This window comes from Coleofasciculus sp. (assembly GCF_046539235.1).
Lineage (GTDB): Bacteria > Cyanobacteriota > Cyanobacteriia > Cyanobacteriales > Coleofasciculaceae > Coleofasciculus.
The window spans coordinates 1-13,749 of the sequence record NZ_JBKHHI010000152.1 but is presented as its reverse complement, the minus strand read 5'-3'; the positions used below and the strand labels follow the sequence as shown (position 1 = coordinate 13,749).

The window sequence follows — 13,749 nt, the reverse complement described above, 5'->3', positions numbered from 1 at the left end:
GCGGGTTTTACCGATAACGTTTTGGACAAAACCGATAACTTAACTAAACCCGCCCTGACCCAACCGTTAACACGAATGGCATTTGACCATTTTTCAGCAAAGAGCAACGATTATCCATCACGATTCAGAATATACGAGGTAAGAATTATGGCAAGCAAACCCAATAGCAAAAACACCAAAGCTGAAATCCTCGAATCTTATGAAGAATTATGGAAAGAACGGAAAGAGTTAGAAAGTAAACTAAAACAACTTCAGAAAGAGGTCAAAAATAACGGCGCGTCCCCAAATGGTCAGCAATCCGGAATCGTGAGTAAAAAGCTGTCTACCGCTTCTGATAAAATGACAGCAACAATGGATTGCCTGGTTGAGTTGCAAGTTGGATTTGGGGGAGCGGTGAGTGAGTTATCGGAAAAACTCACAACTGAAGCCGCAAGTTTACAAGAATTGCGCCAAGCGGTTGCCGAAGAAACACAACAGCTTGAAGCCTTATATGATTTAGACGACATTGAAGAAGATACCCTGGATGAGTTAATTGAAACTTACGAAGAAAACTCAAAAACCTTTGAAGCCGAACTCAGTCAACAGCGAGAGGCATTAGAACAAGAAATTCAGGACTTGCGTCAAGCTTGGCAAAAAGAGCAAGCTGAACATCAACAGGCAATTAAGGAACGGAACGAAGACCATCAAAGAAGTCGTCAACGGGACGAGCAAGAGTACAAGTATGATTTGGAATTACGTCGTAATTTAGATCAGGATGCTTACGAACAGCAACAGAAAACCCTGTACAAGGAATTGGCAGAAGCCAATCAAGCGCAACAACAGCAATGGCAGGAGCGAGAAAAGGCGATCGCACAACAGGAAAAGACGTTTGATGAGTTAAAATCTAAGGTAGACGCCTTTGACCAAGAGAAGGAAGCGGCAGTGAAGAAAGCCAAAGAACAAGGAAAGGCGATCGCGAATAATCAAGTTAAAGTTAAGGCAGATTTACAACAGTTAGAAATCGACGGACAAAAGCGCTTCTATAACCTACGAATTGAATCGCTGCAAGAAACCATTAAAAATCAAGAATCCCGCCTTGAAAATCTCTCCAAACAACTGGATGCGGCGCTGAAACAGGTGCAGGATTTAGCAGTTAAGGCAATTGAAGGAACCTCAAATTCCAATTCTTATCAGGCGCTGAAAGAAATCGCCTTAGAACAGGCTAAAGGGCAAACCAAGACCAAGTAAATAGACATTAGGCATATATGTAGAGACGTTGCATGCAACGTCTCTCGCCTTGCGGAACCAAGATAATTGGGCAATGGACACGAATATGGTCTAATCTGGGTTTGGCAATTTGTAAAAAATGTTGAGGAGAGAAACTTGGAGCGGACATTTTTGATGATTAAGCCAGATGGCGTTCAGCGTAATCTGGTGGGTGAAATTATCCAACGGTTTGAAACCAAAGGCTTTACCCTGGTGGGACTTAAGCTGATGAGTGTTAGCCGCGAACTAGCAGAACAACATTATGCGGTTCACAAAGACAAGGGGTTTTTTGCTGGACTGATTGAATTTATCACCTCTGGTCCTGTTGTGGCAATGGTTTGGGAAGGGGAGGGGATTATCGCCTCCGCCCGGAAAATCATTGGTGGAACCAATCCTCTCAGCGCTGAACCGGGAACGATTCGGGGTGATTTTGGGGTCACGGTTGGTCGCAACCTGATTCATGGTTCGGATGCGTTAGAAACCGCCCAACAGGAAATTAAGCTTTGGTTTAAGGATGAGGAACTGGTAAGTTGGCAACCAACCATCAATCCTTGGATTTACGAGTAAGGATTTGATCGATTTATTGTTTGTCGGGGTACGATATAGTGTACCCCAACAATAACAGTAATAGGACTTACGCACAGTCTCATGTAGGGTGGGCATTGCCCACCTTATCAATAAGCGGTTGATCATTTAAACGTTATTGTCAATAATAGGGAAATTCTTGTCGTGCGTTTAGCGAAGCCATGCCGCAGGCTTTGCATCTTGCCTGCTACTAATACCCAATTTAAATACATCACAGCTTGGTAGTCGCGTGGGCAATGCCCACCCTACCCCTATAGTTTTAATCCTCAAATTGCGTAAATCCTAAGTGACAATAAAAAAGGGAGTCTTTTTCAAATGACAGTGAGTCCAAATTACGCCTATATCTCTCCAGAAGACTATTTAGAAGGAGAGAGAGTGTCCCTAATCAAGCATGAATATATTCGTGGGGAAGTTTATGCCATGGCAGGTGCTAGTAAAGCCCATGTGACTATTGCAGGCAACCTATTTGCAATGCTAAGAAGCCATCTGCGGGGGAGAGGTTGTATCCCTTACATGGCAGATATGAAAGTCCAGATTGAAGCGGCTAGTATTTATTACTATCCCGATGTCACGGTAACTTGTGATGAACGGGATAATTCCTTTAAGTAGAGACGTTGCATGCAACGTCTCTACAAACCGCTATTACGCTTACTGACGATGCATCACATACTGGCGTCAATGATGATGGCTGGGTTCCTGTTCACCGACTAAGTTGACAGTCCCCCGGTTGAAAACGCGGGGGATTGTTCGTTCATCTAATCACCTTAGAATAGTAAACTGCATATCCCCTTGATGGCTGAGAGATAGAATCAATAAACGAGGCACCTTAGTTGCCAATTGGCGATTCCTATCGACTATGACTCCCAACCGTTTTGTGTTCTATCTCAAAGTGCAGCGCGTCGAACAGGCTTGTCTGTTTGAGTTGTCCTGGGGACGAGGACAACAAATTGGTGTGACTGTACCTTATCCGGAAACCCTAACCACACTGTATCAGGAGTGGAGTTCAGTCTATCTGAGTTTCTATAAGCAAGCGCTGCGAGGGCGGGTGTCTCAGATGGGGAACTTGAGCAAACCACCCGTCGATTGGCACGCTAAACTGGTTCAAGCTGAGGCAAAGTTACTCTACGAGTTTCATCAATGGTTGCGGCGAGGGGAGTTGTTTGAACTTCGTTCTCGTATCGTTCAGGCGGTTCGAGATCAGGGGATGAAAGATACTACCCCGATTATCGAAATCTTTATCACCTGTAATCCCCTAGAACTCGCCCGATTACCCTGGGAAGCCTGGGAAATTGGTACCGAGTTTGCGGTATCCTCTCAAATTTATATCCTGCGAACACCTCTGACGATTCAAGGGACAACGGTGACACCCAGGCGGCGGCGACGGGCGCGGGTTTTGGTGATTTGGGGAGATGATACCGGGTTAAATTTTAAGGCGGATCAAGAGGCGGTGCGATCGCTTACTGGAATTGCTGAGGTTGTGTTTGTCGGTTGGCAACCGGGACAGGAAACGGATGCATTAAAAACGGAAATTGTCAAGCACATTACCGATACACAAGGCTGGGATATCTTATTTTTCGCAGGTCATAGTAATGAAACTATATTAACCGGAGGAGAGTTTGCGATCGCGCCAGGAGTGTCTCTGAATTTCAGTGAAATCGCCACTCCTCTGAAAATCGCCAAGGAACGCGGATTACAGTTTGCCCTGTTTAACTCCTGTAATGGACTCAGTTTAGCCAATTCCCTGATTGATTTGGGCTTTCCTCAGGTGGCGGTGATGCGAGAACCGATTCACAATCAAGTCGCCCAAGAATTCCTGGTGCAGTTTCTGCAACGGTTAGCCCAGTTTCATGATGTGCAAGAATCCCTGCGGGAAGCCTGTCAGTATCTCAAATTAGAAAAGCATCTCACCTATCCTAGCGCCTATCTAGTTCCCTCCCTATTTCGCCATCCTGACGCCCCCCCGTTTCGCTTAGAACCCACAGGCTGGAAGCAACGGGTCAAGCGGTGGTTACCGACGAAACCCGAAGCGATCGCACTTTTGGTTCTCATGTTTCTTAGTTTACGCCCTGGGGTGCAAGATTTTCTACTAGAACGGCGGGTTTGGATGCAGTCGGTTTATCGGAACATTACTGAACAGCTTCCTACAGAGAAATCTCCCCCTGTTCTTTTAGTGCATATTGACCGCGAGTCTCTCATCCACGCCAATATTGATGCGCGACGAATTAATCCCATTGACCGCACCTATTTAGCCCGTCTCATTGATCAGCTTACCGCCTTAGATGCCAAAGTTATTGGGTTAGATTATCTCCTGGATAGTCCCACCGATGAAGATGATGTTCTCGCCCAGTCTATTCAGCAATCCATTGACAAAAAACAAACCTGGTTAGTCTTTGCTTCGGCAAAAACTGGGAACGAAGAACTAGGAATAATTGATAGTCTCGCTCACCCCAATTGGAGTTTAGAGGCTTATATTAATGCGCCGCTTTGGTATACCAAACTTCTCCCCCCTAATACCAATTGTGCCGATAGTTGTTCCTTTGCCTATTTATTAGCCCTCGCCCACGCCGCTAATCAAACACTGGCTCCAAATTTACCCCAACCGCAGCGATTAACCGAGACAGATTCATCGGCAAATTTACGCACCCGATTCATTCACTATTTAGACAATAATCCCGCACCCAATCCCCTCACCGAATTTTTGCATCCGTTGCGCCTTCCGGCAATGACTAGCCTATCACGAAATTTCCAACAACTTTGGTTATATCCAATTATTGATTTTTCCATTCCCCCCGATTATGCTTATCAAACAATTGCCGCTTGGGAGTTACTGGAAAATACTGATAACGCACCAACAGCGGCACAATTAAACCAGCAAGTTGTCCTGATTGCAGCGGGCGGATATGACCAAGCTGGGGTAACCGATGGAGGGAGTGATAACTTTCCCATTCCTATGGCTGTAGACTATTGGCGATCGCAAAATCCGCAACGTCAGTATCCCCCGGTATTTACTGGAGGTGAATCTCATGCCTATACTATGCACCATTTATTAAGCCAGCGATTAGTAATTCCAATACCAGATTTATGGATGGTTGGTATTGCGGCATTTCTCGGTAAAGGAATGGTATTACTCATCAGTGAACGCCGACAAATTAAGACATGGCAATGGTTGGTACTATTAACCAGTGCCACTGCTATTTATGGAATCATTAGCTTACAGGTTTATATTTCTGCCGCCCTATTGGTTCCCTTGTTTTTACCATCAGTTACAATTTGGATTTACGCACTACCTATTTTGGGCAGACGATTGAACGGTAAATATTAACGGAATACAGTGTTTATTTCTGACAACTTATACCATTTACCATCCTGGATGGTCAAGAGCGCGATAGGATCAATAAGGAAACTCGTACTTAAACGCCTCTGAACCCTGATAACCCGAAATATCTGCCAATCGTTCTAATGGTTGCACCCCTGAATAAAACTGTCCCTTAATTTCCCAGGTGGGAACCCCTTTAATATTAGCGGCTTGACAGCGTTCGGGTTGGGCATTTTTACCACGAGGATGACATTCAATGTAATCAATTTGATTAAATGCCGCTTGACCAAAAAGTTGTTTTTGTTCGTGACAATGAGGGCAAGTAAATGCACCATACATCTTTGCCCCTACAGTGTTCAAATGACGTGCCAAGGCAAGTTCAGCTGCACCGGAGATATGGGTAATGGGTGGACTGGATTCTCCTGTAGTAGCGCTAGCGCTAGGAACCTGAGTATAGACTCCCACTATCCCCGTGAACGTCAGCAAACCAACCGCCAATCCTGTCAGGGTGACTTGTCCAATATCTTGCCAATCATGACCGATCGCGGTTAACACGAATAGGGAGAGGGATAACAGCGCCGAGGCGATGCAGTAGGGACAAATACCCTTGACAATAAACAGCATCACCACCATCAGATAGCTGCTACTCACCAGCATACAGGTAGTAATTGCCAGCATAACCAGCCAACTGGATTCCACCCACTCGGATGACAAGGATTTAATCGCCAAAGGTGCTAGAGTAACCCCTGCCAACGTGGTATAGGCAAGAAATCCCAATAGGGGGAGAGGGAGTCCAAAAACCTGGGCATAAGGGCTTTCTAGCACCGCCTGACAGCCATGAGTGGGACAAATCTCCGCCGCTTTTCCCAACCATTCAACCACGGTGAGAAATGCCGTCTCCAGCATTCCCAAAACCGCGATCGCTCCAATCCAATATCGGTTTGTTATTTGTCCTTTGTCATTCGTCATTTGTCATTTGTCATTTGTCATTCGTCATTTGTCATTCGTCAAGGAATAGGGAATTTAATCAATCAGAATATCTTCTTGTTGATTATCCTCTACTGGATGCTGCCATTCAATATTTGGCATGGATTCAAATGCCCGTCGTAACGAATCTTCCCACAATTTGCGAATCTTTGCCAGATAGGGATCACCTAAGCGCAGTTGCAGTTTCTGGTGAGCCATAAATGTGCCAGCTTCATACATGACCAAGTTAATTGGGGGTCCGACTGAAATATTCGATTTCATGGTTGAATCGATAGACAGCAGAGCGCACTTGGCAACAGCCTCTAGTGGCATATCATAAGTGAGAGTTCGGTCGAGAATGGGTTTGCCATACTTGGTTTCGCCAATTTGCAAAAACGGTGTTTCCCGCGTGGCTTGAATAAAATTCCCTTGGGTGTAAATCAGATAGAGTTGCGGTTGTTCGCCGCGAATTTGCCCCCCGACTAACAAACTACAGTTAAAATCAATGCGATCGCGTTCTAACCAAGGACGGTCTTGATCTTGAATTTGTCGCAGTTTGCTGCCAATATAACGAGTTACTTCATACATATTCGGGAGGGAGTGGATATTCAGTTCTTCCTGACTTTGTAGATCCCCATGCAACCGATTGATCACCCCTTGGGTAATCGAAAGGTTTCCCGATGTACAAATAACAATCGCTCGCTCTCCTGGCAGGGAAAAATCAAAAAGCTTATTGTAAGTAGAAATATAGTCTACCCCGGCATTGGTGCGAGAATCTGCCGCTAAGACTATACCAAAACGGTTAATAATACCCAGACAGTAAGTCATTGCCAAATTACGTCCTCATGAATTCGACTGAGAACCCGATGTAAACACCAGGGTTCACCCGCATTCGCCAATTGATGGCACGGCGTAGACTGATGTTGCCTGGACTGGATTAGCGAATTGTCCCTTTGGTAAGGTTTTATACTACTCCTACGCATCTTCATTGGTATATTTACAAGTCCTCTAATTCCAGCGTAATCCTCCTGAGGGACTTCTGGGACAAAAAATTGGTCATTTGTCATTTGTCTTATGTAAAGTCGGGGCGGGTTTAGTTAAATCTGGGTGTAACCAAAAAGATAGTAGTGAAACCCGCCCCTACAGAATCTCCCTGATCTGACACCTATCTCCCAAACGTGCCATGGCACGTCTCTACATTGCTCCCTATCTCCTCAATTACCAGGCTGAGAGGCTAACGCCGCTGACTGACAAGTACCCGGTACAGGGGATTGAGTATTTACCTCCACCTGTTTATATCCGGCTGTCGTCAACAACTGACCCACAACCAGTTCGGCGCGTTCGTTGGCTTTATCTAATACACCTTGCTCACAGGCATTGAAGACAATTTTCTTCAATGTCTCTTGTTGCGCCAACATCTGCAACTGGGGTGCTGTATCGGGTCCTAATCCCAAGAAGCCGCGATCATAGTCATACACCTGAGACCGATTCACGTCAATTTTGCTATCTAAAATTTTGGGGGGTGGGAGTTGAAGTTGCAGCGTATCATTGACAGTTTGCACATTTTCTGGTTTTAACTCTGCCAAATCGACACCAGCCCGCACCTCACCATAAGCAATATAAAGGAGTGTGGTTTCTGCGATCGCATACCCAGCCAAAGTCCGAGCTTGACGAGTCGGAACCACCGCCTCCATCGTAAACACCGCCGTGGTCAAGTCGCTAGCCTCCCGCACTTGCTGGACAATCAAGGAGCGCACGTCAACTTCAGGTGCGGGTTGAGGGGTGCTAAATAGCGTCGTCACTTGTCCCAGAAAACGAGACCCAGTTCGCCATACCCCAATGCCAAAAATCAGGGCGACAACTACCGTAGCGCCTGTAGTCATTAGCATCAGGTTTCTCAGTATCCCGAACTTATGGGGACTAATCTGATATTTGTCAAATGGATTATTCATCGCACTGCTCCTTCAACCGGGCTGTCTGGGTGTCTCTAAGTATAAGATTAGCGCTTTGGCAGAAGAACGTAGCCCCTACAATTAGATAAAGGCGGGTTGTGTTGAACAATTATTGGCGGGTAAGTTAGCGTTAATGTCTAAACCCACCCCTACAATTGATTCTAAAACCACCCCTACGATTGACTTGTTTAACTAAATGAGGGTTATCGCCAATGGGTTTCAGATTCATTAAACCAGTTCAACGAGTCCTACTGAGTACAGCGTTACTTTCTCTGGGATTCTGGAGTTCCCCGGTATCCGCTCAAGTCTCTAATGCTCAAGTTTCAGCGCTTGTGGAAGCCCTGCGACTAGCCGCACCGCAAACGGGGAGGGCAGATGATGGACTCTATAGCGACTGGCAAATTAAACCAGGTAACATTCCCCGATGGTCAAAGCAATGTATTGGACGGGAACTTTCACCGACCGATTTTGAAGCCTCTCCTGTAACGGCGCGGGCTATTTTGGTTTGCGTGATGCGGGATGTGTTGAATGAGCAGTATCGCGCCAGTAATAATAATGAGTCCGTGGCAATACAACGAGCAGCCGCTTGGTGGATGACTGGGGATGGAAGTCAATATAATAGCGTTCCTCGAAACTCTTACACCTACACTTACATTCAGAATGTTCTGAAAAATTACCAACAGCAACGCCGCAATCCCCAAGCGCAACAACCTGCAACTCCCGCTCAACCCACCACGACTCCCTCTGCGGCAAAACCAGCATCGTCTGCTCAACCGACGGAAAGTCCATCGTCAGCCGCCTCTCAACCTCAAGCCGCTGCCCGTTCTTCAGCTAATAACGCGATTTCTGACACAAAAGTCGCTGCTTTAGTGGAAGCACTACGACGCGCCGCACCACAAACGGGAATCGAAAATGATGGACTTTACAGTGATTGGCAAATTAAACCAGAAAATATTCCCCGTTGGTCTAATCAATGTATTGGAGAGGAACTAACACCCGCCGATTTTGCAGCGAGTCCGGCGACTGCCCGTACTATTTTAGTTTGTGTGATGGGAGATGTGTTTAATGAACAGTATGAGGCGAGTGGTAACAATGAGACAGTAGCGGTACAGCGAGCGGCGGCTTGGTGGATGACGGGTGATCCTCAGCAATATAATCAGGGTTCCACGGCGGATTATACTCAACGAGTTTTGAATTTTTATCGGCAATCTTTCTTGAAGTTATTCCCCCATTTGTAAGTAATAGGCATAGCGACTAAGATGGTCGCACGACTAGAGCGATCGCGTAATAATGAAGAATGTGCATCGTCAACAAATTGACTTAGATTTTTGGGGGATTTCCTACCAATAGGATTATTGGGGTTAAAAAATTAACCCGTCCTCAAGTTGCAGATTCTGAATGTTGATAAAGTGACGTGTGTTATTTATAACTAAAATCTCCGTGCGAGAACGGGCAACGGCTGCAATTAAGGCATCAAGTTGCCCGGTTGGTCTGCCCATTTGTCTAAGTTCTCCTTTTAATCCTCTGGTAATTCGCCAAAACGTTCTTGATAACGGGCTAATTGTTCTTCAGGTGTTAAATAACGGACACCCTGCTGATTGTACCAATACAACGCTTCAATCTCTAGTTCACCATCTTGGTAAGGCGCACGTCCAATCCCTAAGCCAACTTCTGGCATCCAGTAAGGTTCACCAATTTGCAGTTGATACTCTCCCTCTACTAAGCGGTAAATCTCAAAAGGTTGATGCCTATCTCGCTGCCAATAATCGGGGTTATAAACTAGATAATATAAAACTCCCAAGTTGGCATAAATTCCCATCTTCGTATCGTATTCTCCCCCCGGTGTTCGCGATGCCACTTCTAAGACAAAAATCGGAACAACACCATTTTCTTCCCAAACTACATAGCTTTTCCTCTGTCTACCTTGCCGATGACGTTCAACCCCTAAACTCAAAAAGCCATCGGGAACTACAGGAACCAACGGACTAACTCCTGTGGTGTGATAAATTCCCATATCCACCCCAAAAAACCAATCTGTTCGCTTTCCCCAAATAAACTTTAGTAAAAATAACAGTAAGTTTGGAATAAAATTTTGATTCTCGTTATCCACAGGCGTATCATCGGAACAAGGCAATTCAGCACTTGTTGGTAGGCGTAATTTCGGATCGTATTGTAACATAATTAACATCCATTTAAATCTTTCGGCTTTTAAATTCTATAATAAACAAGTTATACTCTTTAATCTTACCCCCACTGGCATAAGAACGCCCTCGTCCCAGTCTACCTGAGTCGGTAAAGGATTCTAAGGCATCAATAAAGCGTTTGCCCCACCAGGTTCGGCTAAATCTAGACATTCTGCTTGACTCCTAAATTGAATAGCACTTGTAGGGTGGGCATTGCCCACCAAAATTTACTCAAATTCCCACTCATAACTTTATAAAATAGCGGTTTTATTCAAAGCAATCAACTGTTTAAACCGTTCATTATCCAACTCCGTTAACCACGACTCATCAGCCCCGACAATCGCCCCCGACAATTTTTTCTTATCTTCAATCATCTGGTCAATCCGTTCTTCTAACGTGCCTAATGCCACGAATTTATGCACAAAAACATTCTTCTTTTGACCAATCCGGAAGGCGCGGTCAGTGGCTTGGTCTTCGACGGCGGGGTTCCACCAACGGTCAAAATGGAATACATGATTGGCTTTAGTTAAAGTTCTGCCGACACCTCCGGCTTTCAGGGATAGAATAAACGCCGAGGGTTCAGTGTCGGGGTCTTGAAACGCCGTAATCATTTGCTCTCGTTTGGTACGACTGATTCCGCCATGAATATAATAGGTGTTGTAATGTAAGGTCTGTTTGAGATAGTGTGTTAGGGCGCTACCAATTTCCGTAAATTGGGTGAAAATCAGCAAACTTTCCCCTTCTGCATTCACTTCTTCAATCATTTCTAGCAGGCGTTCTAATTTATGCGATCGCGTGGGCGAGAATTCACTGTTATCTTGGAGAAACTGGGCTGGATGATTGCAAACTTGTTTCAGTTTCAATAGGGTTGACAAAATTAACCCTTTGCGGTTAATCCCTTCGGCATCTTCCAGTTTTGCCGATTCTGCCGGACTTATTATTTCGACTTTCGTTTCGACTTGGGCGGTGTTCGGTGTGCGCCGAAGTATTTTTCACTGCGGTAGCGAAGCCACACTCGCAACACTTGGGGGATCTGTTCTTTTTGTTCTTTGGTCAGGGTATTATAAAGAGCTAAAGCGCGATCGCGTTCTCGGCGACAGGCAGGATTATTGTGAGCATCCCAGTAGCTACGGGCAACCCGAATCCGCCGACAGACTTCCTTGATCAGTGCTTTTCCGGTGAGGGGTTGTTTCTGCTTTGCCATACTTGAATCAGAATGCACTACTCTCAATCCTAACCTTTAGCATGAAAGCATTTGCCCTTACTTGGCAGGCTGAATACCATGACATCCCCGACAAGCTCTGTCAAAATAGAGCTATTCAGCATAGGGGATGGTATGACGCGGGAAGAGTTGCTGTCACTCATTAACCAGGCATCGAATGAGGGATGGAAAGAGTTAGATTTATCAGGGAAAGGGTTAACGGAATTGCCTCCAGAGATTGGCAAGCTAACGCAACTCGAAACGTTGATTTTGGGAACGTGGGCAAAAGAGAAAAAGGGTTCTCTAGGGATTAAAGGCTACGAGGTGATAGGGCATCGGCTCGTTCGGTTGATTGTGGGTAATCGCTTATCGACTTTCATTGAATCGCTGTAGTGCGTTAAGCGAAGCCATGCCGCAGGCTTTGCGTCTCGCTCGCTATTTTGCCTGTCTCGCTCGCTATTTTGCCTGGTTTTGAACCGATAAAGGCTTAAACCCTTGCATTTCAATGTTCCTTCTATCGACGCAGTGAAGCATCTGTCCAGATTCTGACACTATATCAACCGCGAACGAAACGCCTGAACTGCTGATTGCGTGCGATCATCACCTCGAAGTTTATCCAAAACATTTTGGACATAGTGTTGAACTGTTCCCACTGGAATATCTAACCGTTTAGCAATTACCTCATTATCATACCCTTCAATAATGAACTGCAAAACCGCTAACTCCTGTTCAGTTAAAGGGCAAGCCGCTATCAGTTGACTGGGTTTGCTAATATAATCCTGTATCGGTGCTGTTTCTTGGGTGGGTACTATATCAGGTTGAGCCTGAGTTAAACTGCTATGTTTTAGAACAATTTTAGCAATTCCGGGATCAAGCCAAACCTCGCCTCTATGAGTCCGTTTAATCGCATTTAATAGCTGCTCAAAATCAATCGTTTTCATGCAATATGAACTCGCTCCGGCTGCCAATGCCGCCATAACCGCTTCTTCATTTTCCTCTAAAGTTAATATTAAAATTTTTGTCGAACAACCTGGCTGATTCTCGTTAATCTTTTGAAAGCGTCGAGTTAACTCAATGCCATCCATATCAGGAAGTCCAATGTCAACAATCTCAATATCTGGTTTAACTGTTTCAAGTAAGCTTAACCCATCAGCACCATTGGCAGCTTCACCCACCCATTCAATCTCATGACTTTGTTGCAAAGCTGTTCTGAAGCCTATACGAGTGAGTTCATGATCTTCAATTAAAACGACTCTAATTTTACTCATTATCAATCTTGAACATCAGGTTTGCCAATAATCAGATATTGTTTCGCGTCGCCGAAGAGTTGTATCAATGGTAAGTAAGGTTTGCTGAATAAGTCTGGTGGTGGAGAGAGGCAATAGGCAACAGGCAACAGGCAACAGGCAAGAGTAAGGGTTTGAGGGTGGTTAACATTCTTAGGGTACAGAATTGATGTCTAGGTACTTATCTGAGGATGAATGGTGCTGACTTAGGGCTGGTGGGTTGAGCGAAGTCGAAACCCACCCTACGGTATGTCGAGGGTTTTGGTGTCTAACGGGGAATCAGGTATTGCCATGCATCTTAGCGTACCTTGGAAGCTAAAGCGCGATCGCAACCCCGTAACTGCTACGCTTAGGGTAGGCGTCTCTAGACTTCCAGAACCTTGTACCCTGAAGGGTAGAACAGTTATTCATCAACACAGGAACCACTATGCAAAAGTACCTCCCTTTAGTCGCTCGGATTTTCCTCTCCGCTATTTTTATCAAATCAGGGATTAGTAAAATTTTCGGTTTCGCTGGCACTCAAGAGTATATGGCTGCTAACGGAATTCCTTTTGCGGGTATCGTTCTTATTCCTACTATCATTATATTAATTGGTGGCGGACTCTCGGTTTTATTCGGTTACAAAGCCCGTTGGGGAGCCTTATTATTGATTGGCTTTTTAATTCCCACAACCTTGATTTTTCACACCCAGTTTCCTGAAGAAGAAAATGCCTTTTTCAAGAATTTAGGCTTAATGGGCGGATTATTGATGGTTGTTGCATTTGGTGCAGGTGAAATTAGTTTGGATCAGCACAGCGACTCCTCTTCTATGCAGTCGGCGAAATAGCTTGGTAATTTGATTAGAATAAACTGGGGAATAGAAAGGAGATGTAAGCTGTTGGGAATTTAAACTTAATGGAATAATGGCGAATTCCTTGTAATGCGTTTAGCGAAGCCATGCCGCAGGCTTTGCATCTTGCTCGCTATTAATACCTAATGACTCGCTATTAATACCCAATGACTCGCTATTAATACC

Annotated in this window: 12 protein-coding genes and 4 pseudogenes; 7 read left to right on the top strand and 9 right to left on the bottom strand. The window is 45.1% G+C overall.

The features are described 5' to 3' along the window. Nucleotides 1-144: 144 nt before the first annotated feature. The 4 genes and pseudogenes from ACLFWI_RS15095 (at nt 145) to ACLFWI_RS15080 (ending at nt 5,152) form a co-directional block, all read left to right on the top strand. On the top strand, nt 145-1,227 hold the full coding sequence (locus ACLFWI_RS15095; RefSeq protein WP_446413602.1) for a hypothetical protein: 1,083 nt from the start codon (nt 145-147) through the stop codon (nt 1,225-1,227). 135 nt (nt 1,228-1,362) lie between these two features. Continuing rightward, the gene (gene ndk, locus ACLFWI_RS15090; protein ID WP_446413601.1) at nt 1,363-1,812 is read left to right on the top strand and encodes a nucleoside-diphosphate kinase; all 450 of its coding nucleotides are present in this window, start codon (nt 1,363-1,365) and stop codon (nt 1,810-1,812) included. Nucleotides 1,813-2,145: 333 nt separating this feature from the next. After that, nucleotides 2,146-2,433 (top strand): annotated as a pseudogene (locus ACLFWI_RS15085) (Uma2 family endonuclease); the annotation flags it as partial. Nucleotides 2,434-2,686: 253 nt separating this feature from the next. Then, nucleotides 2,687-5,152 carry a CHASE2 domain-containing protein gene (locus ACLFWI_RS15080; protein WP_446413600.1) on the top strand — a complete coding sequence of 822 codons (2,466 nt, stop codon included), beginning with the start codon at nt 2,687-2,689 and terminating at the stop codon, nt 5,150-5,152. A 69-nt stretch (nt 5,153-5,221) separates the two neighbouring features. On the opposite strand, the gene ACLFWI_RS15075 is transcribed toward ACLFWI_RS15080, so the two are convergent. The 3 genes from ACLFWI_RS15075 to ACLFWI_RS15065 form a co-directional block, all read right to left on the bottom strand. Further along, nucleotides 5,222-6,115, bottom strand: a complete 894-nt coding sequence (locus ACLFWI_RS15075; RefSeq protein WP_446411003.1) for a vitamin K epoxide reductase family protein — start codon at nt 6,113-6,115, stop codon at nt 5,222-5,224. 54 nt (nt 6,116-6,169) lie between these two features. Beyond that, nucleotides 6,170-6,940 carry a peptidase gene (locus ACLFWI_RS15070; protein ID WP_446409873.1) on the bottom strand — a complete coding sequence of 257 codons (771 nt, stop codon included), beginning with the start codon at nt 6,938-6,940 and terminating at the stop codon, nt 6,170-6,172. A 386-nt stretch (nt 6,941-7,326) separates the two neighbouring features. Then, the gene (locus ACLFWI_RS15065) at nt 7,327-8,064 is read right to left on the bottom strand and encodes a DUF4230 domain-containing protein (protein ID WP_446409874.1); all 738 of its coding nucleotides are present in this window, start codon (nt 8,062-8,064) and stop codon (nt 7,327-7,329) included. A gap of 212 nt (nt 8,065-8,276) precedes the next feature. Here ACLFWI_RS15065 and ACLFWI_RS15060 point away from each other — a divergent pair, with 212 nt between their 5' ends. Beyond that, a complete protein-coding gene (locus ACLFWI_RS15060; RefSeq protein WP_446413599.1) occupies nt 8,277-9,302 on the top strand; it encodes a hypothetical protein in 1,026 nt (341 codons plus the stop codon). Between the two features lie 123 nt (nt 9,303-9,425). Here the strand turns inward: ACLFWI_RS15060 and ACLFWI_RS15055 are convergent. The 5 genes and pseudogenes from ACLFWI_RS15055 to ACLFWI_RS15035 all read right to left on the bottom strand — a co-directional run. Further along, a pseudogene (locus ACLFWI_RS15055) lies at nt 9,426-9,584 on the bottom strand (type II toxin-antitoxin system VapC family toxin); the annotation flags it as partial. Then, entirely contained in the window at nt 9,581-10,243 is a 663-nt protein-coding gene (locus ACLFWI_RS15050) for a Uma2 family endonuclease (RefSeq protein WP_446409876.1), read from the bottom strand. The gene ACLFWI_RS15050 and the pseudogene ACLFWI_RS15055, both read right to left, overlap by 4 nt. Nucleotides 10,244-10,289: 46 nt before the next feature. Next, a pseudogene (locus tag ACLFWI_RS15045) lies at nt 10,290-10,418 on the bottom strand (SWIM zinc finger family protein); the annotation flags it as partial. Nucleotides 10,419-10,498: 80 nt separating this feature from the next. Beyond that, nucleotides 10,499-11,161, bottom strand: a pseudogene (locus ACLFWI_RS15040) (DEAD/DEAH box helicase); the annotation flags it as partial. Nucleotides 11,162-11,184: 23 nt separating this feature from the next. Next, entirely contained in the window at nt 11,185-11,451 is a 267-nt protein-coding gene (locus ACLFWI_RS15035; protein ID WP_044204786.1) for a hypothetical protein, read from the bottom strand. Between the two features lie 132 nt (nt 11,452-11,583). Here ACLFWI_RS15035 and ACLFWI_RS15030 point away from each other — a divergent pair, with 132 nt between their 5' ends. Further along, nucleotides 11,584-11,841 (top strand): hypothetical protein, encoded by a 258-nt coding sequence (locus ACLFWI_RS15030; protein WP_446413598.1) that lies wholly within the window; start codon nt 11,584-11,586, stop codon nt 11,839-11,841. Nucleotides 11,842-11,999: 158 nt separating this feature from the next. Here the strand turns inward: ACLFWI_RS15030 and ACLFWI_RS15025 are convergent, their stop codons facing one another. Next, a complete protein-coding gene (locus tag ACLFWI_RS15025; RefSeq protein ID WP_446413597.1) occupies nt 12,000-12,716 on the bottom strand; it encodes a response regulator in 717 nt (238 codons plus the stop codon). A 445-nt stretch (nt 12,717-13,161) separates the two neighbouring features. On the opposite strand from ACLFWI_RS15025, the gene ACLFWI_RS15020 reads away from it, so the two are divergent. Then, on the top strand, nt 13,162-13,560 hold the full coding sequence (locus ACLFWI_RS15020; RefSeq protein ID WP_446413596.1) for a DoxX family protein: 399 nt from the start codon (nt 13,162-13,164) through the stop codon (nt 13,558-13,560). Nucleotides 13,561-13,749 lie beyond the last annotated feature (189 nt).